Below are 26812 nucleotides of genomic sequence, written 5' to 3'. Positions count from 1 at the left end.
CCCGCTCGGCGCCCATCGTGCAGCGCCCCGTTATTGTCCCGACCGCTCTCCGATGTGCCTCCGTCTCGCGGTGATGTCCGGCTCACCAAGGCATGGAATGACGCGGCCCAGCGCTGGGATGCGCGGCAGAACGTCGAAACTTATGGCTATTGCCGGCCGCTCGATTAAGCCGATTCAGTCAGGCGTCGTAAGCGTACCTCGAAAGTGCTGCCCTCGTTCGGAGCGCTGCGCGCGAGCGCGATCGTGCCACCGTGAAGATCGACAAGCTGCCGGACCAGCGCCAGACCTATGCCCAGGCCGTCCTGGCTGCTCCGTTCCACCTGCTCGAAGATCTCGAAAATCCGGCCTTGCTGCTCAGGTGCAATGCCGATTCCATTGTCGTTAACCTCCATGATAGCCCAGTCGCCCTCTTGCCGAAGCACAAGGCCGATTTCGCCGCCGGGAGGCGTGTATTTCGCAGCATTCCCGAGAAGATTGCCGATGATCTGGGCAACACGAGCCGGGTCGGCTTCCAGCCAGATCGGTTCAGACGTTATGGTTAGCCGGAGAGAATGTCGGCCAGCCTCTATCGCGGGCTGTGCCGTCTCGACTGCGAAAGCGATCACCTCCTGGAGATGAATCTGCTCCTTCTTCAGCGAAATCTTGCCCTGGTCGATACGGGCGATATCGAGCAGGTCTTCGATGAGACGGGTCATATGTTTGAGACTGCGATCCATGCCGGTGCGGATCTTGTGCGCGGCGTCGGTTCCCTCCCGTTTTTCCAGAAGCTGCACGCCGGCGGCAAGCGCCGCGATTGGGTTGCGCAGTTCGTGACCGAGAACGGCAAGGAAGCGGTTCTTCTGCCGATGGGCGCTCTGGAGGGCTTCCGTAAGCACGGAGAGCTCATCCCGCTGTGCCGCGAGTTCATCGCGCTGCGCGACGATCTGCCGCCGCTGGTCGTATAGGTCGAGGAAGACTTTGGCCTTGGACCGCAGGATGTCGGCCTCGATCGGCTTCTGGATGAAATCGACGGCGCCGGCTTCATAGCCACGGAAACGCCGCGACACGCCCGCGGTGCCGGCGGTAACGAAGATGATCGGGATATGCCGCGAGCGATCGTTGACGCGCATGATCTCGGCGAGTTCGAAGCCGTCGATGCCGGGCATCTGGACATCGAGGAGAGCGAGGGCATAGTCATGGACCAGCATGAGCTCGAGAGCTTCCTCGCCGCTGCGCGCCGTGTGGAGGTCCAGCCCCTCGCGCTTGAGCAGCGAAACCAGCGCAAGCAGGTTTTCTTCGAGATCATCGACTAGCAGGAACCGGATGGGGTGGTCGAGTGGCGTCATTGCGGTGCGGTCTCTTTCAGGAAGTTGGAGATCTGGTCGAGCGTCATGACTTCTGCCGTCGGGCATGCCGCGAGCGCGGCAGCGGGCATGATCGGCACTTCGGCGCTGGCGGGATCTTCGACGATCGCGGTCCCGCCTGCAAGTCCGACCGCTTTCAGCCCGGCGGCGCCGTCATGATTGGCGCCGGTCAGCACGATTCCTGTTAGCCCCGGCCCAAATGCGTCGGCGGCGGTCTCGAACAGCGCGTCGATCGCTGGTCGCGAATGATTGATGGCCTCGTCGGACGACAATGCGAGGGAGTTCTCGGTCTCGACCAGCAGATGATAATTGGGCGGAGCGAGATAGATGATGCCATTGGCGAGCGGTTCCTTGTCTTCGGCCTCCTTGACCGGGAGCGGGCACTTCTTGGCGAAGAGTTCGACCAGCGCGTTGGGCTTGCGGGGCGGCACGTGCACGACGACGAGGATCGGCATCGAAAGCGCTTCCGGCAATCGGGGCAGGATACGGGAAAGGGCCTGGACGCCTCCCGCCGATGTGCCGATGACGATCGCCCTTTCGCTCATGGCTCGTTCCTCTGGTAGATCTTCTCGGACGCGACGAATTCGCTGAAGGCGCTCGCATGATCGGAAAAGCGCAGGCTCTCTTTCGCGCCGATGCCCAGGAAGCCCTTTCGTGCGAGGGATTCCCTGAAAAGTCCCACCGCCCGATCCTGCAACACGCGGTCGAAATAGATCAGGACATTGCGGCAGGAGATCAGGTGCATCTCGCCGAACACGGCGTCGGTGACGAGGCTATGATCAGAGAAGACGACCTGGCTGCGCAGGGATTTGTCGAACGCCGCGCGGCCATAGTCCGCGGTATAATAATCCGAGAGCGATGAGTGCCCGCCCGATTTCTGATGATTTTCGGTGTAGGTGCGGATCAGGTCGAGCGGATAGACGCCCGCCTCCGCCGCCTTCAGCGCCGCGGGATTGATGTCGGTCGCATAGAACAGGGTCTTGTCGGCAAGCCCCTCTTCGCGAAACAGGATGGAGAGGGAATAGACCTCTTCGCCGTTACTGCATCCCGCCACCCAGACCTTGAGCGAGGGATAGGTGCGCAGGTGCGGGATCACTTTCTCGCGCAGCGCGCGGAAATAGGAAGGATCGCGAAACATCTCGCTGACCTGCACCGTCAGATAGTTGAGCAGCCGCGGGAGCATCGTCTCGTCGTGGAGGAGATCCGCCTGCATGGCCGAGAAGCTGGCATAGCCGAGTTGCCCGCGGGCCTGGACGAGGCGCCGTTTGATCGAGGCGCGGGCATAGTGCCTGAAGTCGTAATGATATTGCTGGAAGAGTGCCTCCAGCAGCAGCTGGATTTCTATGTCCTCGACGGTTTCGCGCATCAGCGGGGCATCCACACGCGAACCAGCGACAACAGTTTGTCGACATCGATGGGTTTGGCCATGTAATCGTTGGCGCCGGCTTCGAGGCACTTCTTCTGGTCGTCGGGCATGGCCTTGGCGGTCAGCATGACGATCGGCAGCTTGGACCAGCGCGCGTCGTTGCGGATCGCGCTGGTGGCGGTGAGGCCGTCCATCACCGGCATCATCACGTCCATGAGAACGAGGTCGATCGTCTTGGCGGGATCGTCACCGGCGGCTTCGAGCGCATCGAGCGCCTCCTGTCCGTTGCGCGCGATCTGGGTGAGGGCGCCGCGCGGTTCGAGCACGCTGGTGAGGGAATAGACGTTGCGGACGTCGTCCTCGACGATGAGGATCCGCCGCCCTTCGAGCGCGGCGTCGCGGTGCCGCGCCTTCTCGATCATCTTGCGCTGTTCGGGCGGCAGTTCGGAAACCACCTGGTGCAGGAACAGTGAGACTTCGTCGAGCAGGCGCTCGGGCGACTTGGCACCCTTGATGATGATCGAACTCGAATAGCGGCGAAGGCGCTGTTCCTCATCCGCCGAGAGATCGCGGCCGGTATATACGATCACGGGCGGGAAACTGTGGTCGCCATCCTCGCTCAGGGTCTCGAGCAGCGAGAAGCCCGATGCGTCGGGCAGCGAGAGATCCAGGACCATGCAGTCGTAGGTTTGCTGGCGTAGCTCCTCGAGGCATTCGGCGGCGGTGCCGACACCGACGGTTTCGACATCCTGCGTCTGCAGCAGCTTGGCGACCGCGTCGCGCTGAACCTCGTCGTCCTCGACGATCAGGAGCCGGCGCATGCGGGAGGCGAGCTTGGCCTGAAGACTTTCAAGGACTTCGGCAAGCTGTGCGCGCTTTGCGGGCTTGAGAAGATAGCCCACAGCTCCCAGCGCCAGGGCAGTCTGGCTGTGGTCGGCCGCCGAGATGACGTGGATCGGGATGTGGCGGGTTTCGTCATCATGCTTCAGTCGATCGAGCACGGTGAGGCCCGACTGATCTGGCAACCCCAGGTCGAGAATGACGGCGCTCGGACGGAATTCGCGGGCAAGGTCGACGGCTTCCTGGCCGGTGGCCGCGACGATGCACTGGAAGCCCATCTCGCGCGAGAGATCGCATACGATCGACGCGAAAACCTCGTCGTCTTCGATGATCAGTAGCACCCGCTTCCCTTCCGCAAGTGCGCCGCGATCATCTTCTATGCTCCAGGGCGAAACCCTGGGGGATGGATCGCTGAACGTCGCGGCCGGCGCGACCGCTTCCGCCGCGGACGCTGGCGCGTTCTTGCGTGCCGGAACAAGCGCAGGATCATAGGCGAGGGGAATGGTGACGGTGAATTGGCTTCCCTCGCCGACCTTGCTCTCGAGCGTGATGGAGCCGCCTAGCAAGCGAGCGAGTTCGCGCGAAATCGACAAGCCGAGCCCAGTGCCGCCGTACTTGCGGCTGATCGTGCCGTCGGCTTGGTGGAACGCCTCGAAAATATTGGCTTGTTGCTCAGGCGATATCCCGATGCCCGTGTCCGTGACGGCCAGCGCGAGCTTGTCGTCGCCAACGCGCGAAACGGCAAGCCGAACGCTGCCTCGTTCGGTGAATTTTAGTGCGTTCGACAGGAGGTTCTTGAGAATCTGTTCCAGGCGCAAGCGATCGGTCTCGATCGTCCGTGGGAGGTCGCTGGAAAGTTCGATCTGCAGGGTAAGGCCGCGCTCGTTGGCGATTGGCTGGAAAACCTTTTGCAGGTCGCCGGTTAGACGGTCGAGAGGGATCGGTGCCGGCTGGATCTCGACATGACCCGCTTCGATTTTCGAGAGGTCGAGGATGTCGTTGATCAAGGTCAGCAGGTCGTTGCCCGAGGACTCGATAGTCCGGGCGAACTTGATCTGGTCGGCCGAGAGATTGCCGTCGGCATTGTCGCCGAGCAGCTTCGAGAGGATCAGCAGCGAGTTGAGCGGCGTGCGCAGCTCGTGGCTCATATTGGCCAGGAAATCCGACTTGTACTGGCTCGCCTGTTCGAGCTCTCGGGCTTTCAACTGCAGGGAAGCGCCCGCGCGTTCCAGTTCGTCGCGCTGCGCCTCCAACGTCTGCGTTTGTTCCTCCAGTTGGCTGTTCGTTTGCTCGAGTTCGACCTGTTGCAGTTCGAGGCGCGCCTGCGATTCCTTGAGCGCGGTGCCCTGTTCCTCCAGTTCCTCGTTTGATACGCGCAGTTCCTCGCTCTGCGCCTGGAGTTCGCCTGCCTGACGCTGAGTTTCCTCCAGGGCATCCTGAAGCCGCGATCGGAATCGCGCGGAGCGCAGGGCGATTCCGATCGATGCCGCCGATTGTTCGAGCAATTCGACGACGAGGTCATCCACGGGCTCGAAGAAACCGAGTTCAAGCACGGCATTTACCGCATCGTCGGCTTTTGCAGGTGCAATCACTAGATGGCGTGGGACGTCTCGACCGAGCGCCGATCCGATGGTTAGATAGCCTGGTGGAACATCGTTGAAAGCCATCAACCTCCCTTCGGCTGCGACCCGGCCCATAAGACCCTCGTTCAGCGCGAAGGCCTCTGGCATCGGGGCGTCGCCGGGGACACCGATTGTACCATCGCGGTGGAAGCGGCCCGCTTCTCCTTTGTAGAGCGCACCGGCCTGGGCACCTGTCTTATCGCAGAGAAAGGCGAGAACCGCCTCGGCGAGTTCCGTGATCGTCTTATCGCCGCGCATGGCGTTGGCGAGACCGACCTGCCCTGTCTGCAGCCATTGCTGGCGGGTGCGGGCGCGGCTGCCGCGTATCAGCAGCACGAAAATCGCGATTGTAAGGATGCTGCCGATGAGGCTGGTCATGATCGCGCCTGTCATCGCGGTCCTGGACGCCAAACCCATGTCTTCCATGTGCGACGTCCGTAGCCTTAGTTCCTCGCGCGCCATCGTCTCGAGCTGCGACCGAATGGCGTCCATCTCCGTTTTGCCGCGATCGGTCGCCACCACGGCGAGCGCCGCAGCGAAGCCCTCATTTCGCCTCAATTCTATCGTCGCGCTAAGTTCGCTGAGCTTCGCGTCAACGTGGTGTCGCAGGACGGCCAGGTTCTCGCGTTGAACCGGGTTGTCCCGTGTCAAAGCCGCCAGGGCATTCATGCGCTGGCTGGTGCTCGCGGCTGCGGCTGTGTAGGGTTCCAGATAGCGATTATTGCCCGTGAGCAAATACCCTCGCTGGCCAGTCTCGGCGTCCTGGGCTGCCGAGCGGAGGCCTTGCAGTGCAAGTATGACCTCGTGGGTATGTCGAATGGCGCCGTCGCTTTCGCGAATGTTCTGGATGTTCAGATAGGCCAAGGCCCCGCTGACAAGAAAGAAGACTAGGCCGGCAATCAGCCCGACAATGGACCACCGATCTGCTGGACTGCGTGAGCTGGAGGCTATAGCTGAATTCTTCACTGAATTGGATCTCGCGAGAACGGGCCTCCTGCCTAGCGACCTGTGCAGCTAAGACGCAAGGGGGGACGCAGAGAGCGCCGAACCGGGAGCGACCGGCGGACTTGTCGTTAATGCCAAGCGGGTCAGGATTTGACCGGTTTCCTATCCTGAAGCCGCGCGTTTCCCTGTCAGCGCCTGATCGCCGGGCGGATGCGCCGCGCTTAAGCGGCATAGTCGATCGAGAACAGCCCTCATTACGGCGCATAACGAGAAGGCGTCGCAGCACATGGTCGACATCGCGCAGAGCGAAATCCGAATTGCGGGCAATTGCGACGATATCCCCCTCGATCAGATCATGCTTGAGATCCAGACCCGGCTCGACCGCGCCAGATCAGGGCAAACCTAGACATTCTTTAGGGAAAGCATCCGTTTTTTTTTGGGGGGGGGACCGCAAACCGGTTCTTCCGCTCCTGTCGAGCAGGACATAGCTTCAAGATCGGCTTTTCATTCGCACAATATAACGGTCAGGCGCATGTAGGCGCCAGACCCAGTGCACACCACCAGACTTTGTGACAGACATGGCCCATATCCTAGTTGTCGACGAGGAAAGCCTGCTTCTCATGCTGCTCGCCGACATTCTTGGGGATTAATGTTACGATATCGAAACAGTTTGAAATGGCGCTGAGGCTTTAGCCTGCGCCAGAGCATGTGCCCCGTCTTTTGATCATCACTGATTTCATGATGCCGGTCATGACCGGCCTTGATCTCGCCAGCGCGGTTCGCGCCGAAGGACAGATTTGCGATGTGCCGATCATCTGGGTGAGCGGCGCACAAGCCCAGATCGGCCGTAGCCACCCCGATCTTTTTCAGGCTGTCGTCGACAAGCCCTACAACGATGAAACGCTGCTGACCGAGGTCCGCCGCCTTATGGCAAATTGCTAAAATTCGGAGAGCTTCGAGCTTTCGCTTTACCCGGCGGGCGGGAACTGTAGGAACATAACACGACCGCTCCAGGAGATACCCACCAATGCAGCAAGCACACCGTCTAGCGAGCGGGATAGACGGCCTAGACCAGATTTTGGCGGGCGGTTTCATCTCCGGCGCCTCCTACATCATCCAGGGGCAGCCGGGCGCGGGCAAGACAATCCTTTCCAACCAGATCGCCTTCGCGCATGTCGCGGGGGGAGGGCGAGTGCTCTATGTGACACTCCTGTCCGAAAGCCATGAGCGGCTGTTCCAGACAATGGATCCGCTGGGCTTTTTCGATCGCTCGCAATTGGGCGCGGCGATTACCTATATCAGCGTCTTCCAGACTTTGCGCGACGAAGGGCTCGATGCTGTCGTCAAGATGCTGCGCAAAGAAACCAAACGCCAGGATGCCACCCTACTCGTGTTTGACGGCCTGCTTAACGCACGGGACCGCGCCGACACGGACTTCGACGTCAAGACCTTTGTCGCGGAGGTGCAGGGGCAGGCTGCCTTCGTTGGATGTACAGTGCTTTTCCTCACCAGTTCCAGCGTGACCGATCTCAATCCCGAACATACGATGGTTGATGGCGTGATCGATCTCACCGATACGCTTGCCGGCGTCCGCACCGTGCGCGAGCTGCAGGTCCGCAAGTCGCGCGGCAGCCAGGCGCTGGGGGGCCTGCATAAATTCGAAATCAGTGATGCGGGCATCACCGTCTATCCCCGGATCGAGTCTCTGCCTGCACGGGCTGAGGCCAGCGTACGGGCCGAGAGCAAGCTCAGCATCGGTGTTCCTGGGCTTGATGCGATGCTGGGCGGCGGCCTTCCTGAAGGGTCGATCACCTTGCTGGCCGGGCCTTCCGGCAGTGGCAAGACGACCCTGGGCATTCATTTTCTGTCGCGAGCAAGCGATGCTGAACCCGCGCTTCATTTCGGTTTCTTCGAAACGCCTGATCGCTTGCGCAAGAAAGCGGCGGCTCTCGGCATTCGCCTGGCCGATCAGGAAGGCCGGGTGCTAACAATCGAACGCATGCCGCTCGCGGACAATATCCTGGACAAGCTGGCCCATCAGTTGCTTGCCCAGGTACGCTCGCTCGGTATCAAGAGGCTGTTCATCGATGGCTTCGGCGGCTTTGAACGCGCGGCTGTTCACCGCCCACGGCTTATTGAGTTTTTCGCCTGTCTGATGGATCAACTCAGGGCCGAAGGCGTTACCACATTGGCGACGTGGGAAATCCGCGAACTGGTCGGTTCCGACGTCGCGGCACCAGCCAGGGAAATTTCCGCCATTCTCGACAATATGATCCTCCTGCGGCTCTTTGAGGAGGACAACCAACTTATTCGGGCTGTCTCTATCCAAAAGATGCGCGACAGCCATTTCGATACGTCGGTCCACGCGGTGGACTTCGCTCCGAACGGGTTGATGCTCGGCGGGGCGCTCAGTGCCCGCCAGGTGCCTCCCCATCCTCAACGCTAAGCGGCACACAGCCGTGGGGATGAACCCGGGGAGAGACTAGACTATGGCGCATATCCTCGTAGTGGACGACGAATTTCTCCTCGCCATGATGCTTACCGACATATTGGAGGACGAAGGGTACGAGGTGGACACCGTGTCCAACGGCGAGGCCGCACTCGCTGCGGTGCGTAAAAGACGGCCCGATGTCGTAGTCACCGACTTCATGATGCCCATGATGACGGGTCTGGAGTTCGCCGAGGCGGTGCGCGCAGATGCGGCGCTTGCAAACCTGCCGATCATTCTTGTCAGCGGCGCGCAAGGTAACATCGCCCGTGAGCGGCCCGAACTTTTTCAGGCGGTGTTCGACAAGCCCTACAGGAACAGCGCCATTCTGGAAGCCATCGCAAACCATGTTGCGACAGACCAGGAATAATGGCCTGCCACACTTCAAAAGAATCCAAAAACTCTCCTCAGCCTCTCTTTACCCAAATCACTCGGTGTAAGTTCGCGACGTTCGCGACGTGCTTCGTTGCATAGTTTGCCCTATCAGGGTTGCGTTGCGCATCGTCGCAGCTGTCCCGCTGCACTCGTGAGGAAGCCAATTTGTCCGACCACGCCAACATTCCTCACAGTCGCTCTGGCAAGAGCGTCGCAGATGACGAACGTATCACCAGCGAATTGAGGGGGCTTGACCCTTTCACTGATCCGTTCGTCGCCGCCGTCCATTCTACCCGCATGCCAATGATCATCACCGATCCGAGGCTTCCGGATAATCCGGTGGTCTTCGCTAACGGCGCCTTTTGCAGGCTGACCGGCTACGAGCGTGATGAAATCCTTGGTCGCAATTGTCGGTTCCTGCAGGGCAAGGACACGGATCCCGAGACAAGGCGCAAGCTGCACCATGCGGTGGAGCAGGCTGAACCGGTTGAGGTGGATATCGGATTTCACGGTATGCGATAGTCTCAAGGTCACGGTTGCCGGTGAGACCCTGGCCTATCGCCTTTACCACTTCCGCCTGGCGGCGAGTGGCTGGGAGCATGCGGCTGTCGTGCTGGGCGGGGAGAGCTTTGCCGCCCTTTCGGAGCACCTGCAGGATGCGTTGTGGAAGCTGGGCGGTGCGCCGGCCGAACACCGCAGCGATTCCCTGTCAGCCGCCTACAAAAACCTCGACGCCGATGCGCAGCGGGATTTCACGCGAAGCTACGACGAGCTGTGCCGTCATTACGGCATGCTTGCCACCCGCAACAACCGCGGCGAGGCGCACGAGAACGGATCGATCGAAGGTCCGCACGGTCACCTCAAGCGGCGCCTCGATCAGGCCCTGCGCCGGCGGGGCAGCCGCGATTTCGTCAGCATCGAGGCCTGGCGCGAGTTCGTTGACGCTGAGGTCGCCAGGCAGAACCGACGGCATGCCGCGCGCATCGATGCAGAACGCAGGGTACGGTCAGTGGAGGCGCTGAACAGCCCGCATGATCCTGAGTTAGAATATACGTCGCTTGTAGAGCATCGGCCGATATCCATGCACTGTTCCTAAGAACGGCACACCCCTTCGCTTAACGCTAACCATCGCTGGCTGTGGATATCTACAGTTACGCACTGTCAGGCGTTCCTAGGGCTTCCTAGCTGAGGTGTCAGAGGTGTCATGGGTTACGGACGGAATTAGCCGGGCGTTTGCTCGGGTTCGTTCCTCATGTTGAAGGGGACTAAATCTGTCCCGTATAATGGACTACGGTAGCGAAATGGCGGCTGATAAACGCCGAGGTTTCCCCATGCCTAACGGTCCCAAATTGTCCCGGTACGACGCGGCGATAAGGGGCCAGCCTCTCACAGCCCTTCTAAGAGCCTCCACAGCCTCCCGGCTAGGTCCGTACCCTGAGCTACCCAAATCGAGTCACACGGGCTTCTCAGAGCATTCTAGCGGGCCTCCAATCGGGCAAGCGCCTTGTGCAGGCTGGCGGGATGCCACTTGCCCCCGGCTGGCGACGGGATTGCACGACTGTTCAGGGCCTCGACCATCTTGCGAATGGACAGGCCCTCGGCCTTCAGTGCCAAGAGGTCAGCGGAGATAGGCTCTAGCCGGTCCATCGCCTCGGCTTTGTTGGCAGCGGCCAGCGTCTTACCGTGCTTGCCTAGCACGGTGCCACGGGCCTTCGCAGCGGCTAGAGCGGCCTTGGTCCGATGGCTGATTACCTCGGCTTCCTTCTCGGCCAGGGCGGCGAATAGGTGAAGCTGGAAGCGATCAGCGTTCGGCATGTCAGCGACGGCGAACTCTACGCCTGTCTCCATCAGCCCGGATATGAAATGGACATTGCGTGCCAGTCGATCGAGCTTGGCGATAATCAGGCCAGCCTTCTCCCGCTTCGCTGTAGCGAGGGCCGCGACAAGCTCGGGCCGCTTGGAAAGGGCGTTCGCTCCCTTGCCCGTCTCAACTTCGATATGCTCTCCGATCAGGTCAACTGAGTTGGCAGCGGCGTATCGAGCTACCGCATCCCGCTGAGCTTCCAAGCCTAGACCGCTCTGCCCCTGCTTATCCGTGCTAACTCGGAGGTAGGCGACGGCTTTGGTGATCTTGCGAAGGTTCATTCCAGCTAGTCCTGTTCACGGGTCAACGAACCCATACCCATGAACAGTCAGGAGGGCAAGCCGTTCCCGGTCCCGTCATGAGTGATCTAGCAGGGCAGGGGGCATGGCATCTGTGACACGCCATGCAGGGATGGAGAACCACGCGCGGTAATGCAGGTCGCGCTAGGCGTGTCATAATTGTGGTGGGGCAGGGCGGGGATACGGGGGATAAACGGGCCGGCTCTTGTCAGAGGTGCCCCTTCGCGTATCTCTAGTGAAAATAGGTCGTAGGCGGTTTGCGTCGGCGGCGACATGGAGGTGTTGTGCCAAGATTTGACCTTTTCAGCAAAAGGCAGAACGACGCTGCGAAAAGCGGGCAAACAGATGTATATCGCTATGATATCGTAACATCCCCATTTCGTCGACAATTGTTAAACATAGCAAAGCCGGCCTTCGGAGAACATAGCACTTGGAGCGTAACCGATGGATCCTTCAAGGTAAACAATTTCTGGAAGTGGATTGACACGACGTATTCACACGAAAAAGGAATTGATCCTCTAGGCGGCAAGGAGCATGCGCCTGAGAAGATTCGAAGCAGTTTTCTTTCGATGGACTCTGAAGAAGCTTTTGATATCCTTGATCTAATTGGCTTTGCGATACAGGTTGTTGATAATCAGACAGTTAAAGAGTACCATGATAGTTCTGACGCTCCTGCACCTAGAATAGACGAGGTAAACTATAGGCTCCGGGAAGCTGGTATGGGGTATCAGTTTGAAGGGGGGCGCCTTACAAGAATTGATAGCCAACTAGGCCGTAGATCTGTAATTTGCAGTTGCTTGGCGGTTGTCCCTTGAGGGTCTCAAGGATCTGTCCGCACTCGCCGGCCGATGGGTCGGTGGTGCTGTATCGGGTCTCACAAGGCCGGGCGTTGCATTGACTCGAAGCGGGCTTGAGGGCCCATCCGGTAACCTTCGCATATCGTCCGTCCCTGCGTTCCCTCGCGGGACACCGCCATTGGGTCAGCTGGGGAGCATCACCGCTGGCGAACTGGTTTTACCGTATCTCAGGCCTCGAACAAAGTCCCGTCGCGCAGCATTGCATGCATGATGACGGCGAGGCGGCGAGCGAGCGCTACCCTGGCCTTTTTGAGGCCACGTCGTTTTGCGATCTTGAGCGCCCAGGTTTTCAGCGCGAAGCTCTGCTTCGTGCGCGTCAGAATCGAGTTGGCCGCTTCGTAGAGCAGCTTGCGCACGGTGCTGTCGCCCTGCTTGGTGATCCGGCCCGTCCAGTCGACCTCGCCGGATTGGTGGCGTCGAGGAACTAGCCCAAAGTACGCTCCAGCGGTCCGTGATCGTTTGAACCGGCTCGCGTCATCAACGGCTGCGGCGAACGCAGCCGAGGTCTGCACACCGACGCCGGGGATGCTCATCAAGGCCTGGCAGACCGGCGACGCGGTGCTGATCGCTTTCAGCTGACGATCCAACTGCCCGATCTCCGCGACAATGCCCTCACGGGCGCGGAGCAGCGACGCGACCGCTTCGCCAAGACCTGGGATAGCGGCGGCCACCTGCATCCGCGCGAGGAACCGCTCACTCTGGCCGAGACCGAGCCGGATTCCGAAGGTGGCGCAGAGACCGCGGAGGGTGTTGTCGAGCCGGACGCGGGTCTCGACCAGATGCCCGCGGGCAGTAATGATCGAACGCACGCCGTGTGCCGCCGGCGACTTGACGTGCACTTCCTTATAGAACCCCGTGCGCGCCAGTTGCGCCAAGCCGGCCGCGTCATGCGGATCGGTCTTGTTGGCCTTCATCGCTTTCAGGCTCTGATGCGCTTGACGGGCGTCGATGCAGATGATCGCGACGCCCAGTTCGCGTAGGCCCAGCGCGATCGATGGGGTCATCCGGCCCGTCTCGATCACCGCACGCTCGATTGGCCCGTATCGTTCCAGTGCCGTGGCGATCGACTCCGGCGTGCTATCGACGCATTGTGCTCCGACCTTGCGTCCATCTGCATCGACGACACACACATGCGTCGTTTCCATCGACAGGTCTAATCCGGCATAGTGCTTCATGGCTGCTTCCTTCCTTCAGGCTTCGAGAACCAGAAGTGTGCGCCGCTCAGCCGGCCCGGGGAAGCAGCCACAAATTACACGATGACTCATTAGCCCGAAGCCACAGCCGTATTGAGGCGAGCTGGATCATGGCGAGGAAGTTGGCGGCGAGCTTATCGTAACGGGTGGCGACCCGGCGGAAGTGCTTCAGCTTGGAGAAGAACCGCTCGATCAGGTTGCGCTCGCGGTAGAGCCGCTTGCTGAAGCAGGGCTTCCAGCGCCGGTTGCTCTTCGGCGGTATGTTGGGGGTGGCACCTTGGTCCTGGATCAGCTCGCGGATACGGTCGGCATCGTAGGCCTTGTCGGCCAGCACGATGGTGCCTGGACCGAGGCGGTCGAGCAGCGCGTCGGCGATCTGCCCATCGTGCGTCTGCCCTGCTGTCAGGCCGAGCCGGATCGGGAGGCCTTGCGCGTCGACGACGACGTGGATCTTGGTCGTGAGCCCGCCGCGTGATCGACCGAGACAGTGATCTGCACCCCCTTTTTTGCCGTCGCCGCCTGCTGATGGGCGCGAACGGAGGTGCTGTCGATCATCTGGATGTCGCCATCGTGCGCGGCGGTGATGGCGTTCATCAGTCGATCCCAAACGCCCGCCTGCCGCCATCGATTGAAACGGTTGTAGCAGGTAGTGCGCGGGCCATAGCGCTCCGGCAGGTCGCGCCACGGCGCACCGGAGCGCAGCACCCAGAAGATGCCGTTCAGCACGCGCCGGTCATCGACACGTGGCACACCTCTGGGCTTGTTGGGCAAAAGCGGCTCGATCACGCGCCACTCGAAGTCGGTCAGATCATATCGGCTCATGCCGAGCGTGAATCAGAACTCACCACGAAATGTAAGATGCCATGTGCCGTTGGCTGAAATTGCAGATTAAGAGGAAGCATGCCAGTTTCGGCCATGGCTAATCGCTTGACCAGTATCGTCATCACCCTCTGGTTCTTCTTTGCGGTGCTGAGTGTATTTGTCGCCTTGGTATTCTCGCCGATGGGGTTGCGCCTCCTACTGCCCGACAAGCACCGAGTCAGTTGGGTCTACCCGGCGTTGCTCGTGCTACCGCCTGTCAGCTTGGCATTGCAGAGCGTCTTAAGCGCGAGGCTTTCTCGGATCCTGCTTTGGGCCCTCCTCGTCCCTCTTGCCGCTTTAACGCTCCTTTTGGTTGCATTCTTTGGCTCGGCTTTCTTTGCACACTGAGGCGGCAGCAGATTAAAGCATGCAAGCTCAGGTGATCACGGTTTATGAGTTTACGGCCTAATGAAATAGATCAATCCATTACGGCTGTTTTACGGTGAGAACAGCATTAACTATTCCTAAGCGCGGCCTGTTCCAATAACTCCCCTGCCGCGACTGCATGAAATCAAGCTAGGTGCCCGAAATAGGTGCAATCCTTAGAGCCTGTCTTGAATCTCATGCGTAACGAGCGATGCGCCTGATGAGGACGACGGCAGCAGCGGCATATAGGAGTGCAGTTGCGGATTTGATGGTTCGCTCGAAGTCCTTTGCCAAGCGTCGATTTCGATTGAGCCATGAGAAGGTTCGTTCGACCACCCATCGTCTGGGATGGACGACGAACCCGGTCTGGTCGGCGAATTTCCGAACGATCTCTATCGTGACGGATGTGGCTTCCCGGACGCGATCGCTGTTGTAGGCGCTGTCGGCATAGGCATGCTCGACCAAGGGGTGCCGCTGGCGTGACTGCCGGAGCAAAGGCACTGCGCCGTCTCGGTCCTGCACGTCAGCGCCATGAACCAGCAGTTCGAGCGCACGACCATCGGTATCGACCATGGCGTGGCGCTTGCGGCCCATGATCTTTTTCCCTGCGTCATAGCCGCGCGGACCACCCGCTTCAGTGGTCTTGACGCTCTGGCTGTCGATGGCCGCCGCTGACGGCATCGGTTCTCGCCCCGTTCGGACACGGTCGATCTGGACAAGATGGTGGTTGAGACTTTCGAATGTCCCATCGTCACGCAGAGTGCAGAACCAGCGGTAGACCGTGCGCCATGGCGGAAAGCTGTCAGGCAAAAGCCGCCAAGGACAACCTGCCCGCAGCAAATAGAAAATGGCCTCGATGATCTCCCGCATCGGCCAACGCCGTCGCCGTCCGCATTGGCACGGCGCGGGCAAATACGGCTCAATCAAATGCCATTCTGCATCGGTAAGATCGCTTCCATAGCGAAGCTGTGCGCGGCTATGATGTGCGCGGGCGGTCGGGTTCCACATGATGGCTTCCAAGGTTGGTGTCGCAACCCCTCGGAATCATATCGAAACTCGGCCGTCCACCGTTACGTCAGCGTTCTGACACAGCCTCTTAGAGGCTGTTTGGGAAATCGGCGGCAGGGGTTGTCATAGGCGTATCTGCGTGATTCAGGCTCTGGATGTGGACGCAGCAGAGCCGGGGGCGGATGGCCCAGATTGCGAAGAAGACGAAGCGTTATCCCAGTGACCTGACCGATGAGGAATGGGATCGCCTTGCGCCGTTGATGCCCAAGCCGGGTCGTCGAGGCCGTCCCCGCGAGGTGGATTTCCGCGAAGTGATCAACGCGGTCCGCTATCTGGTGCGATCGGGGTGTGGTTGGCGGATGCTGCCGATCCATTTTGGCGCCTGGCAGACGGTCTATGGCTGGTTTCGGGAGCTGGCACGCAGGTTCCTGTTCCAGACGATCCACGACATCGAATTGATGTTGGACCGAGAACGTGAGGGGCGAGAAGCCAGCCCCAGTGCGGCGGTCATCGACAGCCAGTCGGTCAAGGCGCCTTCCGCAGAAAAGCGCGGTTTTGACGCAGGCAAGAAGATCGTCGGTCGCAAGCGGCATATCGCAGTCGACACCGATGGACGCTTGCTGATGGTCAACCTCACTACCGCCGATATCTCCGATAGTGCAGGCGCTCAGGCGATCCTCGATGGCATCCGCAAGCGCTGGCCGTGGGTGAAGCATCTCTTTGCCGATGGCGCCTATGATCGCCTCAAGCTCATGGACAAGGCCAGCTACCTCGACTTTGTCGTGGAGGTCATCCGTCGAAGCGATCGCCAGCAGGGCTTCAAGGTGCTTCCGCGCCGCTGGGTCGTCGAACGCACCTTCGGATGGATGACCCGATGGCGCCGTCTGGTCCGCGACTACGAAAAGCGCATCGACGTCTCACAGGCGATGATCCTCGTCGCCATGGGTGGAAACCTACTACGCCGAAACGCTCATCCCTGATTTTCCAAACGGACTCTTATTAGCCCCGCACTTTTGAGTCAGAGGCCTCTCCCCTTCCGCGACTCATCTAACTCGTCCAATTTGTTTGGTATCCCAGGTGCTCAAGGCGCAGCGGGCGAATTGGTCGCTCCCGGCAGGGTAGCCCGTCCGCCGATCCTACTACAGGCTCACACGGACGTGAACGAGGACAGGGAGGACAGTTTCTTGCCCCCCAAAAAAACTCACGTGCCCATGGCATGCTAATCGATGGTGTTTCCAGCGATGGCAAAGCTAATCGCCAAGCGCTCGCCTATTTCGGTACGGCCTACGGCCGCCGCCGCCGCCAGCAGCATTAAGAGAGGTAAAGTTTCATGCCAGGTCGACCTATTGCGACCGAGGGCAGCGAGCTGACGAAGAAGATTTTTGACCCTATTCATATGGAAAAAATGAATGGGTGGCGTAAATATGCCGTTACCAAGGATGTTGATTTGTAAACGTGCGATGCCACATTTCGCAGTCGTGCTCTATTTCTTCAGATCCTTGCCACTTTCGAAAATCACCATGACTGCGCAGGCTGGTGTTATGAGACCTGTGCGCCGGTGGGCGTAAACAGGCGCGCCAATTGCTGATTCTATGGGCTTTCCAAGGAGGAGAGCGGTAAGACCGTATGTCCGCTGAGCGACTGAGGGCGACCCTCCGCTTACACTGTAGTGGCGAGGGCGACGCAGGTGCCGAGCCTTCGCTATCGCGGAGAAGGTGTCATGGTCGAGCAGAGAGGGCATTTGTAGGCATTGACGTTGCAAAGCTGCGCAACGCTGTAGCCGTCACCGACGGCGGACGCATGGGCGAAGCGAGGTATCTGGGCGAGTTCGATGCCGACAAGGCGAGCATGCGTTGCTTGGGGCATCATGCTTAGGGAACATCATGACAGCTATGTCAGCTGGGATGAGTTTGAGCGGAACCAAAGGGTCCTGGCGACCAACGCCTACGGCAAGGCCGGCGGCATAAAGTCCGGCCGCGGTGGCAAGGCTTTCCTCGCAGGCATGCTCACTTGTGGTCATTGTGGCCGCCGCCTGTGCGTCGTTTATGTCGGCCGCCGCATCGGCTATCATATCTACCGCTGCGATCGCTCGAAGCTCATGCTGGCCCGGCCCCGATGCATGACCACCAATGGCGCTCGAACGGATGTGGCAGTTATAGAGGAACTGCTGCGCGCCGTAGAGCCCTTGGCGATCGACGCGGCATTGGAGGCAGAGCGTATGCATCTCGAAGGCGAAGCGCAAAGGCGGCGGATGGTCGAGCTGGATTTGCAGCAAGCCCGTTACGAAGCCTCGCTTGCCGAGCGACGCTATGCCGCCTGCGACCCCGATAACCGGTTGATTGCCGCTCAACCGGAGAAAAGCTGGGAAGCGACGCTGCGCCGTGTCGAAGCCTGCGAGGCGCGGCTCAACGAACGACAAGTGCGCGATGACGCCGCCATGCCTGATTTCGCCGGCTTGGCTCAAGATCTCAAAGCGGCCTGAAATGCCCCCAACGTTGATATGCGGTTCCGGCAAAGGCCGTTGCGAGCGCAGGTGAAGGATGTCGTCGCCACCGTCGACAACGATGGGCAGGAAGTCGAGCTTACCATTCACTGGCAAGGCGGGCAGCATTCCCAGTTCGCATCCGCAAGCCCAAGACCGGGGAACATACCAAGAGTACGCCCGAAGAAGCGATGGCAATCATCCGGTCGATGGCGACGCGCTGGTCTGATGCCGACGTTGCTGCCACCCTCAACCGTATGGATATCCTTCAGCGCAAAGACTTGATCGTCTCACGAACATCGGGAGGTCAGCGGCTTCGTTCCCTCCACTTAAGGATCGGGATTTGGGCAGCTGCCCGTCAAAGCCTTCAGACTAGCATACTGCACCAACGTCGCCCGTCCGACTTTCACCGTATCCAAATCGCCGGCCTGAATGAGTTGGTATATGCGCGAGCGACTGAGGCCAGTGATGCGAACGGCGGTGGAGATACGAACCGTCAGGGGCTCGATCTTCTTTTCCCAAGCCCGCTCGATCATGGCCGACCCTTTCGCGCTTCTTCACGCGCCCGTGTGAAGCTGCGGTCGCTCTCGAGAAACGACGTCAGCATCGCCGGGATCAATTCGGTCACCGGTTCCTCGCGCCCGTAGGCCTGGGCGTAGATGGCGGCATAGTCGTTGAGAGCGCTCTGCAAATCCGGGGTGATGGTAATGGCGAGCTTGACCGGCGTGCGATCAGGCAACCTTGCGAGTTTGATATCGACCATGTGTCAGCTCCCTGCATTTCTGCGCCATGGCGCCAGTATGAGGTCGCGGGTCACCAGCACGCGGACGGGCGCGCCGGGCCGGATCGTGATCGTGGGCTGGATGTCGAGGTTGCGCTGTGTAATCTGGTCGCCGGCCCTCGCGGTATTTGACTGGGCAGACTCTCGGATCGCTTCCACGAGATCGCTCTCGCCAGAGATCGACAGCTCCGATCCGACTCCAACCATCGTGGCGATGGCGACGCCCTTGAGCAGTGCCCATGTGTGGAAATCCACCTTGTCGACAAGCCCGGCATAACCCGCCGCGTCAGTCGCCGGCATGTTGTCGAGCCGCACCGAACTGCCATCCGGCAAGATCAGGCGTTGCCAGATGACCAGCGCCCGGCGCTGTCCAAAGGCGACGACCGAGTCATATTTGCCTATCAAACGCGCACCCTGCGGCACGAGCAGGATGTTGCCCGTGACCGTATCGAATACGTTCTGCGTGACCTGCGCGGTGACCATGCCAGGCAAGTCGGAGTTGAGCCCGGTGATGAGGCTCGCTGCGATCACGCTGCCGGCAAGCAGGCTATTGGGGGACATCGGCGCCAGCACCACTCCCGAATTGACATCCCCACTGGCGTCACGTGTCGACGCGAACTGTTCCTTGCGGGTTCCGGTGGCGGTCGGATTGGCCGGTTGGGTATCGAGCGTCGCAGCGCTTGCGCCTGCCGGGCCCGCCGCGCCGCGGCTGCTGGTGGTCTGCGCCATGAGCCCGGATTCTCTTGCAGCCTTGAGATCCGCTAGTCGCTGCTGGCGCGCCGCCGCGGCGGTATCGACCGGTGTGGGCGCGGCCGCGGCTTCCGCCCGTTCCCGCGCACGAAGGATCGGTCGACCCAGGTCGCCAGGCAATGGCGGACCGAGTTTAGGCGTATCGCCATAACTGGTTGGCACTCCGGACAGCGCGTCCGAGGCCGACTTCGCCATTGGCTGCGACAGTTCACTGTCCTGGACGGCGTGCCGGAATACCTGCGGCTTCAACGCCATCCATGCGACGCCTATGAGGCTCGCCGAGCCGAGCGCGGCTGCGCCGATGATTGCGCCTCGGCGAAAGCGGATCGCCTGGGGCGGTCGCGAGCGAATGCTCAGCGTTTCGGGATCGAGCTTGGCCGTCGGCATGGTCGGCTGCTCGGTGGTGAGCGCGTCAGTCATGCGCCCCTCCGCTTGGCAGGATGCGACACGCGGTCGATGCGCACGACCTGGCTCTTCTTGAGGCCGAGGCGAAGCTCTGCGGCATCGAAGATCCGATCGACGACGTAAAAGCGGTCGCGCTGCCGATAGTTGACCAACTCTGCTTTTCCATCGGCACCAAGGACGAACAACGGCGGTGCCTCGCCGACGCCGAGCGACGCGGGGAACTCGACGTAGGTCTTCACTCCATCGTCGAATACGCGGAGCGGACGCCATCCAGGACGGTCGCCGCTGATCGCATAGTTGAAGTTCAACTGATCGATGGCGACGCCGGCGGCCACCGGCGCTGCGACCTGGGCGGCCTCCGCCTTGCGTTCGACCGCCAGCAACTCATCCTGGGGATAAGTCCACCGCATTGACGACAGGGCGGTCGCCGAGGTGCTTACCAGGCGGACATGGTACGCGCGGCGATCGGTGGTGATGACAAGGTTCGTCAGCAGGCCCGCCGAGAATGGTTTCACAAGGACATGCGTCTGCTTGCCTTTCCCCGAGCCGCTGCCGCTCCCTCCGGAAGTAGTGTCGCCGATTACCCAGCGGGCGGTGTCGCCGCTGGCGACCGCAACGAGATTTTCCCCGGGCTGCAGGATGATGTCAGTCACCAGCCCCGGCGCTGCATAGCCCGTGAAGATCGTGCCCTCGCTGAAAGGATAAATCTGAGCCCCGGCGATGAAGCCAAGGGCGACCGGTTCCACGGTGGCGTTGCGCGTTGCCGACCGGACCGTCTTGAGTGGTGATGTGGCGTGCTCTTGCGCGAGCGCCGGGCCTGCGAGGACCATGCCGGCGATCGCCGGCAGAAGGATGAGCTTCATGGATTCTTCTCCTGGGGATTGGGGGAGGCCGGTATCGCGGTCTGTGCCCCGAGATCGGGATCGAGCGGCGATCCCATCGGCAAGGTCGTGGCAGGTTGCGGTGCGGGTCGCGCCGTGGGCGAGGAAGCGGGTGTCGTGTCGAGTTCGCGGCTCCAGTCGATCGCATCGATATAGATGCCCAGGGGGTTCTTGCGCAGGACGTCGGCCGATGCTGGCGGCCGCGTGACCGTTGTGAGGATGGCTGTCCAGCGGCTCGCGCCCGCCTGCGATCCGCGCTCGAACACAGTCTCCGTCCACTTGACCTGGAACGACTTGTCCGACGCGCGGACGACGCTGGTCACCTGCACCGAAACCGTACGTGTCCCCACATTGGCGAACGGCGACGCTGAGCGGGCATATTCACCGAGGAACTGCGCGCCCCGCTTGGTCGCGAAATCATAGGCCTCCAGCCAGTCGCGGCGCATCAGCACCGGGTCGAGCGACACCGACCGGACGTTGGTGATGAAGTGCGAGAGGTGCCACGCGACCTGTGCGTCGGTCGGCCGATACTCGGCATCGGCTGCCTGCACGGCGCGCGCCTCGCCCAGCCGATCCACCTCGACGACATAGGGTGTCACCCGGCTCTGCAAGGATTGCCAGACGAGACCCGCCGATGTGCCGCCGGTCAGCGCGAGGCAACCAAAAGCCATCAGTCGCCAGTTACGCGCCTGCACCCGTGCCGAGCCAATCCGCTCGTCCCACAATTGTCCTGCGCGCTGATATGGCGTCTCGGGAGGTGGCGTGCGCCCGTAGCGCTGCGCACTTCGCTTGAAGAACATGGTCAGTCGTTCCTTTCCTTGATGTCGGGGGTGGCGGATGCGCCGCCGCGATCACCCTGCTGGAGCGCATGGATCGCCTGGCTCTGACGATGGCGGTTGGTCTGCTGCTGGCGCATCGCGCGCGCCCAGGCGGGCGTCCTGCCGGCCGATTCAATCGGATTGGATGGCGGTGAGCTTTGGTTGAGCGCATCCCAGGCAGCCTGACGGCCGCCGGCCGCAGCCTCGCCAAGACCAAGGGTACCGCCGACGCGGGACCGCGCGGCATTCCCGGCCGCCCGCGCAACACCGCCCAGGCCCGCGCCGACCGAGGGGCTCGCGGCCGTCTCGCGACCAAGCTGGTAGGCGGTCGATGCAGCGGCCCCCATTGCCGTGCCCGAGCGGACCGCGCCCAGGGCCGCACCGGTCGCCACGCGCGCTCCGCCCACGGCGGCGCCGCCAGCCAGCATCGTCACGCCCGCAGCGCCAACGGCGGTGCCGAGGGCTGCACCGGCACCAAGCTGGGGTGCGCCCGACACCAGGCCCGAGGCGATCGCGGGACCGAATATGCCCAGGCCGAACAGGGAAAGGCTCGCGAGCACAAGGCTCATGGCCTGCCCGATGTCCGGCTCCTGGCCTTGCAGCGCGTCAGTGAACTCGGTGAAGAAGTTGGAACCGATGCCCACGATCACCGCGAGCACCATCACCTTGATGCCGGAGGAGACGACGTTGCCCAGCACGCGTTCTGCAAGGAAACTCGTTCGGTTCCAGAGCGCGAACGGCACGAGGATGAAGCCGGCCAGCGTGGTCAGCTTGAACTCGAGGATGCAGACGAACATCTGCACTGCAAGGATGAAGAAGGCGACGATCACCAGCGCCCAGGCGAACAGCAGGACCATGATCGTCAGGAAATTGTCGAAGAAGGTCGTGAACCCGACCATCTCGCTGGCCTGTTCGAGCAGTGGCCATGCCGCCGAGAAGCCCGTCCCCGCAAGCCGCCCGGGCTTGAGCAGGTCATCGGGCGAGAGCGTCCCGCCACCGGCCGTAAGGCCAGCCTGCGTGAACGAGCGGAAGATGATGTCGGCTAGGCGAGAGAAGCTGTTCAGGATGAAGGCGAACGCGCCGACGTACAGGATTTTGCGCAGGAACCGGCCGATGACATTGTCCTCGCCGCCCATCGCCCAGAACAGTCCGGCAAGCGTGATGTCGATGCCGATCAGCGTCGCGGTCAGGAACCCGACATCAGGCCCAAGCAGTCCGAACCCACTATCAATGTAGGTGATGAACGCCTGAAGGAAGCGATCGATGACATTGAGGTCGTTCAATTGACTGCCTTCCTGATGGAACGAAGAGGTGTCGCGGGGCGCGGCTGGGGATCTGGACCGCGCCCCGCGACGGCGATCGACGGCATGAGAGGGAGCGCCGCCGACCGCGGACCGGATCAGGCCTGGAACCCGAAGGGGCTATTGCGGCGTGTAGGCCGATCCGGAACCGAGGAACTTCTTCGTCGCTGCACGGGCTTCCGTCGCCTGTGTTGCCCGGCGCGCCTGCTCGACGGCCTCGCTGCGGAACTGCGCGGCCATCATGTGCTGGAGCTGGAACTGCTGCTTGGCCGTGAGCGCGAGAAGCTGGTTCGTCGCTTGGCTGACCTGGAGCGATCCCTCGGCACCCTGGCTGCGCGCGACGATGTCGGCCAGCACCTCGGTGTCCGACTGGATGTTCTCGACCACCTGGGCCTGCACGGTCATCGTCTGGCGGAACGCGCCCATGCTGGCGTCGAGGCGCCCCCGCGCGTCGCGCAGGCGGTCATCGGTGCGCAGTGCCGAGCTGAAGTCCTGGGGAAACAGCGACTGGAACTTGTCGTCGAGCTGGTCGACCCGAAAGTCGATGGCCTGCGCGCGGCCCATCAGCCGGTCGATTTCGGTGAGCTTGCGCTTGAGGGCGTCGAGCTGCGGGAAGTCGATGCGCGTCAGGTTCTTGCCCATGTTGACCAGCATCTGCGCTTCGTTCTGGAGTTGCTGGATCTGCTGGTTGACGGTCTGCAGCGTGCGTGCGGCGGTCAGGATGTTCTGCGCATAGTTGCTCGGATCGAACACGACGCCGCCGAACTGGGCGTGTGCCGGGCTCGCCGTCATCGTCATCGCGCCCATGCCAAGCGCGCCGCACGCGCCGAGGCCGAGCAAGGCAGAAATCATGTGCTTTCGATGGGGACTCTGCATTACGTCTCTCCTTCGTGGGGGGCTTGAATGTCGGGAGCGGGGAAATCGGCAGCGAGGTCGGCCGCCCATTCGAGGCCGGCATCGCGCAGGAAGGCTTCGGCGAAACGGCCGTGCCCATGCTCGGCGAGGACCGCATCGATCCGGGCTTGCGCTGCGGGATCAGACGAGCCGCACAAGGCCAGCGCGATCGGGCCCAGCCCCAGTTCGAACAGCCGGTTGCCGCGTGCGGACTGGAGGTAATAGTGGCGCTTGGGCGTGGCCCGCGCGATCAGCTCGACCTGCCGGTCATTGAGGCCGAAGCGCGCGTAGATGTCATGACCCTGCGGCTCGATCGCCCGATCGTTGGGCAGCAGGATCCGCTGCGGGCAGCTTTCGATGATGGCCGGCGCGATCGCGGAGCCCGCAATGTCTGCAAGGCTTTGCGTCGCGAACAGCACCGCTACATTCTTCTTGCGCAGCACCTTCAGCCATTCCCGGATGCGGGCTGCGAAAAGCGGATGGTCGAGGAAGATCCAGGCCTCGTCGAGGATCAGCAAGGTCGGGCGGCCATTGAACCGCTCTTCCAGCCTGTGAAACAGATAGGTCAATACGGGCGCGACCGCGCCTGCCAGGCCCATCAGCGCCTCGGTCTCGAAGCACTGGACGTCGGCCAAGCCAAGATGCTGTTCGGCGGCATCGAGCAGCCGGCCATGCGGGCCTTCGAGCGTATAGGGCTGGAGCGCAAGGCGCAGCGCGTTCGACTGCAGCAGCAGCGCGAGTCCGGTCAGGGTTCGCTCCTCGCGCGGCGCGGAAGCAAGGCTGCCGAGAGCGGTCCAGATCGCGTCCTTCACTTCCGGCGTTACGATCAAGCCCTCGTGCGCGAGCAGCGCCGCGATCCAATCCGCGGCCCAGCTTCGTTCGCCCGCATCCTCGATGTTCGCAAGCGGCTGGAATGCGAGCCTCTCGCCGTCGGCCTCGGCCGAGCCGAGCGCGTGATGGGCGCCGCCCATCGCCAGTACGGCCGCCCGCGCGCTGTTGCCCTTGTCGAAAATATAGACCTGCGCGCGCGGGTATCTGCGGAATTGCAGCGCGATGAGGCTCAGCAGCACCGACTTGCCGGCGCCTGTCGGCCCAACGACCATCATGTGCCCCACATCACCGACATGGGTGGAAAGCCGGAACGGCGTCGAGCCGGCGGTCTTCGCAACCAGCAATGGCGGTCCGTCGAGGTGCCCATTGCGCACCGGCCCGGCCCACACCGACGGAAGCGGCATCAGGTGCGCGAGGTTGAGCGTATGCACCAGCGGTTGCCGGACATTGGCGTAAGTCTGGCCCGGCAGCGAGGAGAGCCAGGCCTCGACCGCGTTGACGGTCTCGCGGACGCAGGTGAAGCCAAGCCCGTTGACGATCCTCTCGACCGCGCGGACCTTGTCCTCCACCGCCGCCCGGCTCCGGTCCCTGACCGTGATCGTCGTGGTCAGGTAGCCGAATGCGACATGGTCGCCGCCAAGTACCTGGAGCGCCTGGTCGGCATCGGCCACCTTGTTGTCGGCATCGCTGTCGAGCAATTGCGCGGGTGAATTATAGAGCACCTCGCGGAGAATTGCGGTGATTGACTTGCGCTTGTTGAACCATTGGCGCCGGAGCGAGGTGAGCGTCTTGGTCGCTTGGCTCTTGTCGAGCGCGATGAAGCGCGTGACCCAGCGATAGCCGAAGTCCTGGTGGTTGAGCGCATCGAGGATGCCGGGACGGCTGAGGCTCGGGAAGCCGAGGATGGTCAGCGTACGCACATGCAGGTCGCCAAGGCACGGCTCAAGCCCGCCGACCAGCGGCGTATCTGCAAGCAGCCCATCGAGATACATCGGCGTCTCCGGCGCGGCGACCCTATGCTGACGGTCGGAGATCGCGCCATGCAGGAATGTCAGCGTCTCGCTATCATCGAGCGGGCGCACCTGCGGCATGAAGCCGCAGAGCAGGTCGAGCACGCGGTCGGTCTCGGCAACGAAGCTTTCCAGTGCGCCGCGCCAGTCGCGTGTATTTTCGCCATCGGGCCGCTCCACAAGGCTCCGCCCCGCACGGTCGGTAGCATCTGCGGGCGGAAGCCACGTCAGGGACAGGTGATAGCGGCTTTCGAAATGCGTCCCCGCCGCCTCGAAGGCCGCTCGGCGCTCGCCATCGACGAGCCAGCTCGCCGCATCGGCAAAGCTACTGTCGGGATAGGCCTGCGCCTCGCGCCGCTCCGCGTCGAAGAATAGCGCCCAGCCGCTGCCGAGTCGCTTGAGCACATTGTTCGCCCGCGCGCAGGCGGCGACCAGCTCGGCCTCGGTCGCGGACTCGAGGTCGGGACCACGGAAGGCAAGCACCCGCAGAAAGCTGCCGTCCTTGTTGAGCACCACGCCGGGCGCCACCAGCGCCGCCCAGGGCAGGTGATCGGCAAGGCGCTCGGCGGACGCGCGATATTCGCCCAGGAACATCATTTCAGGTGGCTCAGCATGCGAAATATCCCTTCTGGCGGATGTGGCGCAGGAGGACCGGCGCGAAATCGGGATCACGGCGGGCGGCCATCACGGCGATGCTATGGCCGACGGCCCAGAGCAGCACCCCGGCCAGCCACTGCTGGAGGCCGAGGCCGACCGCTGCCGCCAGCGTGCCGTTGACGATCGCTATGCCCCGCGGTGCGCCGCCCAGCAGAAGCGGCGAACCCAGCGCGCTGTGGATCGGCACCTCGTAGCCGTCGATATGCTCTGATCCGGAGGACATGGCGCCGCTCACAAGATCAATGCTCCGCCGCCGAAGCTGAAGAAGGACAGGAAGAAGCTCGAGGCGGCAAAGGCGATGGAGAGGCCGAAGACGATCTGTATGAGTCGCCGGAACCCGCCCGCGCTCTCGCCGAAAGCGAGCGTCAGGCCGGTCACGATAATGATGATCACGGCGACGATCTTGGCTACCGGGCCCTGCACGGATTCCAGCACCTGCTGCAGTGGTTCTTCCCACGGCATGCCGGAGCCGGCCGCCTGGACCTGGGTGGCGAGCGCCAACGCGAGGCCGATCGCGCCGCCGACGAGCGACGAGCGGTTGGCGATGCGGCGGGGATTGCGGGCAAAGGTCATGG

The 26812-nt window shown here is 62.0% G+C and carries 25 protein-coding genes and 3 pseudogenes; 10 read left to right on the top strand and 18 right to left on the bottom strand.

The window, feature by feature from the left end:
- Window positions 1-164 precede the first annotated feature (164 nt).
- From E5554_RS03600 to E5554_RS03585, 4 genes are read right to left on the bottom strand one after another with little or no spacing between them, the layout of a single operon-like run.
- The gene (locus tag E5554_RS03600) at window positions 165-1325 is read right to left on the bottom strand and encodes a hybrid sensor histidine kinase/response regulator (protein WP_125987886.1); all 1161 of its coding nucleotides are present in this window, start codon (window positions 1323-1325) and stop codon (window positions 165-167) included.
- Window positions 1322-1888 carry a chemotaxis protein CheB gene (locus tag E5554_RS03595; RefSeq protein WP_136185981.1) on the bottom strand — a complete coding sequence of 189 codons (567 nt, stop codon included), beginning with the start codon at window positions 1886-1888 and terminating at the stop codon, window positions 1322-1324. The genes E5554_RS03600 and E5554_RS03595 overlap by 4 nt, the downstream gene beginning before the upstream one ends.
- Window positions 1885-2709, bottom strand: a complete 825-nt coding sequence (locus tag E5554_RS03590) for a CheR family methyltransferase (RefSeq protein ID WP_004210584.1) — start codon at window positions 2707-2709, stop codon at window positions 1885-1887. The genes E5554_RS03595 and E5554_RS03590 overlap by 4 nt, the downstream gene beginning before the upstream one ends.
- Entirely contained in the window at window positions 2709-6035 is a 3327-nt protein-coding gene (locus E5554_RS03585; RefSeq protein ID WP_125987882.1) for a response regulator, read from the bottom strand. Before E5554_RS03585 ends, E5554_RS03590 begins: the two co-directional genes overlap by 1 nt.
- 831 nt (window positions 6036-6866) lie before the next feature.
- Here E5554_RS03585 and E5554_RS23250 point away from each other — a divergent pair.
- The 5 genes and pseudogenes from E5554_RS23250 to E5554_RS03560 form a co-directional block, all read left to right on the top strand.
- Window positions 6867-7058, top strand: a complete 192-nt coding sequence (locus E5554_RS23250) for a hypothetical protein (protein ID WP_247594369.1) — start codon at window positions 6867-6869, stop codon at window positions 7056-7058.
- 85 nt (window positions 7059-7143) lie between these two features.
- Complete coding sequence (locus E5554_RS03575) at window positions 7144-8562, top strand: ATPase domain-containing protein (RefSeq protein ID WP_069337049.1); 1419 nt, start codon at window positions 7144-7146, stop codon at window positions 8560-8562.
- 43 nt (window positions 8563-8605) lie between these two features.
- Window positions 8606-8974 carry a response regulator gene (locus E5554_RS03570; protein ID WP_069337048.1) on the top strand — a complete coding sequence of 123 codons (369 nt, stop codon included), beginning with the start codon at window positions 8606-8608 and terminating at the stop codon, window positions 8972-8974.
- 302 nt (window positions 8975-9276) lie between these two features.
- Window positions 9277-9501 carry a PAS domain-containing protein gene (locus tag E5554_RS23450; RefSeq protein ID WP_348769750.1) on the top strand — a complete coding sequence of 75 codons (225 nt, stop codon included), beginning with the start codon at window positions 9277-9279 and terminating at the stop codon, window positions 9499-9501.
- Window positions 9470-9982, top strand: a pseudogene (locus tag E5554_RS03560) (IS21 family transposase); the annotation flags it as partial. The gene E5554_RS23450 and the pseudogene E5554_RS03560, both read left to right, overlap by 32 nt.
- Before the next feature lie 473 nt (window positions 9983-10455).
- Here the strand turns inward: E5554_RS03560 and E5554_RS03555 are convergent.
- A complete protein-coding gene (locus E5554_RS03555; protein ID WP_069337045.1) occupies window positions 10456-11124 on the bottom strand; it encodes a recombinase family protein in 669 nt (222 codons plus the stop codon).
- A gap of 302 nt (window positions 11125-11426) precedes the next feature.
- Between E5554_RS03555 and E5554_RS03550 the strand changes: the two genes are divergently transcribed.
- Window positions 11427-11957: a hypothetical protein gene (locus tag E5554_RS03550; protein WP_136185980.1), complete on the top strand. Its 531-nt coding sequence runs from the start codon at window positions 11427-11429 to the stop codon at window positions 11955-11957.
- A 209-nt stretch (window positions 11958-12166) separates the two neighbouring features.
- Here the strand turns inward: E5554_RS03550 and E5554_RS03545 are convergent, their stop codons facing one another.
- Window positions 12167-13174, bottom strand: coding sequence for an IS110 family transposase (locus E5554_RS03545; protein WP_136185979.1), 1008 nt, complete (start codon window positions 13172-13174; stop codon window positions 12167-12169).
- A gap of 46 nt (window positions 13175-13220) precedes the next feature.
- A pseudogene (locus E5554_RS03540) lies at window positions 13221-14014 on the bottom strand (IS5 family transposase).
- A gap of 105 nt (window positions 14015-14119) precedes the next feature.
- Between E5554_RS03540 and E5554_RS03535 the strand changes: the two are divergent.
- Window positions 14120-14401, top strand: a complete 282-nt coding sequence (locus E5554_RS03535; RefSeq protein ID WP_125990389.1) for a hypothetical protein — start codon at window positions 14120-14122, stop codon at window positions 14399-14401.
- 213 nt (window positions 14402-14614) lie between these two features.
- Here E5554_RS03535 and E5554_RS03530 read toward each other — a convergent pair whose 3' ends face one another.
- Window positions 14615-15427 carry an IS5 family transposase gene (locus E5554_RS03530; RefSeq protein WP_099234313.1) on the bottom strand — a complete coding sequence of 271 codons (813 nt, stop codon included), beginning with the start codon at window positions 15425-15427 and terminating at the stop codon, window positions 14615-14617.
- Between the two features lie 155 nt (window positions 15428-15582).
- On the opposite strand from E5554_RS03530, the gene E5554_RS03525 reads away from it, so the two are divergent.
- The 3 genes and pseudogenes from E5554_RS03525 to E5554_RS03515 all read left to right on the top strand — a co-directional run bounded on the left by E5554_RS03525 (window position 15583) and on the right by E5554_RS03515 (window position 17909).
- Window positions 15583-16407: an IS5 family transposase gene (locus E5554_RS03525; protein WP_125990377.1), complete on the top strand. Its 825-nt coding sequence runs from the start codon at window positions 15583-15585 to the stop codon at window positions 16405-16407.
- Window positions 16408-17176: 769 nt separating this feature from the next.
- Window positions 17177-17287, top strand: a pseudogene (locus E5554_RS22925) (IS110 family transposase); the annotation flags it as partial.
- Window positions 17288-17294: 7 nt separating this feature from the next.
- Window positions 17295-17909 carry a zinc ribbon domain-containing protein gene (locus tag E5554_RS03515; protein WP_069336495.1) on the top strand — a complete coding sequence of 205 codons (615 nt, stop codon included), beginning with the start codon at window positions 17295-17297 and terminating at the stop codon, window positions 17907-17909.
- A 329-nt stretch (window positions 17910-18238) separates the two neighbouring features.
- Here E5554_RS03515 and E5554_RS03510 read toward each other — a convergent pair whose 3' ends face one another.
- The 10 genes from E5554_RS03510 to E5554_RS03465 form a co-directional block, all read right to left on the bottom strand.
- A complete protein-coding gene (locus E5554_RS03510) occupies window positions 18239-18445 on the bottom strand; it encodes an AlpA family phage regulatory protein (protein WP_136188241.1) in 207 nt (68 codons plus the stop codon).
- Window positions 18442-18672, bottom strand: coding sequence for a DUF2274 domain-containing protein (locus tag E5554_RS03505; protein WP_069336497.1), 231 nt, complete (start codon window positions 18670-18672; stop codon window positions 18442-18444). The genes E5554_RS03510 and E5554_RS03505 overlap by 4 nt, the downstream gene beginning before the upstream one ends.
- Window positions 18673-18675: 3 nt before the next feature.
- A complete protein-coding gene (locus E5554_RS03500) occupies window positions 18676-19860 on the bottom strand; it encodes a TrbI/VirB10 family protein (protein WP_069336498.1) in 1185 nt (394 codons plus the stop codon).
- A complete protein-coding gene (trbG, locus tag E5554_RS03495; RefSeq protein WP_069336499.1) occupies window positions 19857-20708 on the bottom strand; it encodes a P-type conjugative transfer protein TrbG in 852 nt (283 codons plus the stop codon). Before trbG ends, E5554_RS03500 begins: the two co-directional genes overlap by 4 nt.
- On the bottom strand, window positions 20705-21526 hold the full coding sequence (gene trbF / locus E5554_RS03490; RefSeq protein WP_069336500.1) for a conjugal transfer protein TrbF: 822 nt from the start codon (window positions 21524-21526) through the stop codon (window positions 20705-20707). The genes trbG and trbF overlap by 4 nt, the downstream gene beginning before the upstream one ends.
- A gap of 2 nt (window positions 21527-21528) precedes the next feature.
- The gene (gene trbL / locus E5554_RS03485) at window positions 21529-22827 is read right to left on the bottom strand and encodes a P-type conjugative transfer protein TrbL (protein ID WP_069336501.1); all 1299 of its coding nucleotides are present in this window, start codon (window positions 22825-22827) and stop codon (window positions 21529-21531) included.
- Between the two features lie 138 nt (window positions 22828-22965).
- Window positions 22966-23721 carry a P-type conjugative transfer protein TrbJ gene (gene trbJ / locus E5554_RS03480; RefSeq protein ID WP_069336502.1) on the bottom strand — a complete coding sequence of 252 codons (756 nt, stop codon included), beginning with the start codon at window positions 23719-23721 and terminating at the stop codon, window positions 22966-22968.
- Entirely contained in the window at window positions 23721-26177 is a 2457-nt protein-coding gene (trbE, locus tag E5554_RS03475) for a conjugal transfer protein TrbE (protein WP_069336503.1), read from the bottom strand. Before trbE ends, trbJ begins: the two co-directional genes overlap by 1 nt.
- A gap of 10 nt (window positions 26178-26187) precedes the next feature.
- Complete coding sequence (locus tag E5554_RS03470; protein ID WP_069336506.1) at window positions 26188-26460, bottom strand: VirB3 family type IV secretion system protein; 273 nt, start codon at window positions 26458-26460, stop codon at window positions 26188-26190.
- Between the two features lie 8 nt (window positions 26461-26468).
- Window positions 26469-26810, bottom strand: coding sequence for a TrbC/VirB2 family protein (locus tag E5554_RS03465; protein WP_069336504.1), 342 nt, complete (start codon window positions 26808-26810; stop codon window positions 26469-26471).
- Between the last annotated feature and the right edge of the window lie 2 nt (window positions 26811-26812).

Origin of the sequence: Sphingobium sp. PAMC28499, assembly GCF_004795815.1 — a bacterium.
Lineage (GTDB): Bacteria > Pseudomonadota > Alphaproteobacteria > Sphingomonadales > Sphingomonadaceae > Sphingobium > Sphingobium yanoikuyae.
The sequence above is the reverse complement of the archived record's forward strand: the minus strand, read 5'-3'. Positions and strand labels throughout refer to the sequence as shown.

Bases quoted from the DNA above. Each gene is read 5' to 3' on its own strand.
- E5554_RS03545 (WP_136185979.1), bottom strand. From the start codon at position 13,174: ATGAAGCACTATGCCGGATTAGACCTGTCGATGGAAACGACGCATGTG.
- E5554_RS03595 (WP_136185981.1), bottom strand. From the start codon at position 1,888: ATGAGCGAAAGGGCGATCGTCATCGGCACATCGGCGGGAGGCGTCCAG.
- trbE (WP_069336503.1), bottom strand. From the start codon at position 26,177: ATGATGTTCCTGGGCGAATATCGCGCGTCCGCCGAGCGCCTTGCCGAT.
- trbG (WP_069336499.1), bottom strand. From the start codon at position 20,708: ATGAAGCTCATCCTTCTGCCGGCGATCGCCGGCATGGTCCTCGCAGGC.
- E5554_RS03600 (WP_125987886.1), bottom strand. From the start codon at position 1,325: ATGACGCCACTCGACCACCCCATCCGGTTCCTGCTAGTCGATGATCTC.
- E5554_RS03515 (WP_069336495.1), top strand. From the start codon at position 17,295: ATGCTTAGGGAACATCATGACAGCTATGTCAGCTGGGATGAGTTTGAG.
- E5554_RS03570 (WP_069337048.1), top strand. From the start codon at position 8,606: ATGGCGCATATCCTCGTAGTGGACGACGAATTTCTCCTCGCCATGATG.
- E5554_RS03525 (WP_125990377.1), top strand. From the start codon at position 15,583: ATGTGGACGCAGCAGAGCCGGGGGCGGATGGCCCAGATTGCGAAGAAG.
- E5554_RS03510 (WP_136188241.1), bottom strand. From the start codon at position 18,445: ATGATCGAGCGGGCTTGGGAAAAGAAGATCGAGCCCCTGACGGTTCGT.
- E5554_RS03505 (WP_069336497.1), bottom strand. From the start codon at position 18,672: ATGGTCGATATCAAACTCGCAAGGTTGCCTGATCGCACGCCGGTCAAG.
- E5554_RS03530 (WP_099234313.1), bottom strand. From the start codon at position 15,427: ATGTGGAACCCGACCGCCCGCGCACATCATAGCCGCGCACAGCTTCGC.
- E5554_RS03470 (WP_069336506.1), bottom strand. From the start codon at position 26,460: ATGTCCTCCGGATCAGAGCATATCGACGGCTACGAGGTGCCGATCCAC.
- E5554_RS23450 (WP_348769750.1), top strand. From the start codon at position 9,277: ATGCCAATGATCATCACCGATCCGAGGCTTCCGGATAATCCGGTGGTC.
- E5554_RS03590 (WP_004210584.1), bottom strand. From the start codon at position 2,709: ATGCGCGAAACCGTCGAGGACATAGAAATCCAGCTGCTGCTGGAGGCA.
- E5554_RS03500 (WP_069336498.1), bottom strand. From the start codon at position 19,860: ATGACTGACGCGCTCACCACCGAGCAGCCGACCATGCCGACGGCCAAG.
- E5554_RS03575 (WP_069337049.1), top strand. From the start codon at position 7,144: ATGCAGCAAGCACACCGTCTAGCGAGCGGGATAGACGGCCTAGACCAG.
- E5554_RS23250 (WP_247594369.1), top strand. From the start codon at position 6,867: ATGACCGGCCTTGATCTCGCCAGCGCGGTTCGCGCCGAAGGACAGATT.
- E5554_RS03555 (WP_069337045.1), bottom strand. From the start codon at position 11,124: ATGAACCTTCGCAAGATCACCAAAGCCGTCGCCTACCTCCGAGTTAGC.
- trbF (WP_069336500.1), bottom strand. From the start codon at position 21,526: ATGTTCTTCAAGCGAAGTGCGCAGCGCTACGGGCGCACGCCACCTCCC.
- trbJ (WP_069336502.1), bottom strand. From the start codon at position 23,721: ATGCAGAGTCCCCATCGAAAGCACATGATTTCTGCCTTGCTCGGCCTC.
- E5554_RS03465 (WP_069336504.1), bottom strand. From the start codon at position 26,810: ATGACCTTTGCCCGCAATCCCCGCCGCATCGCCAACCGCTCGTCGCTC.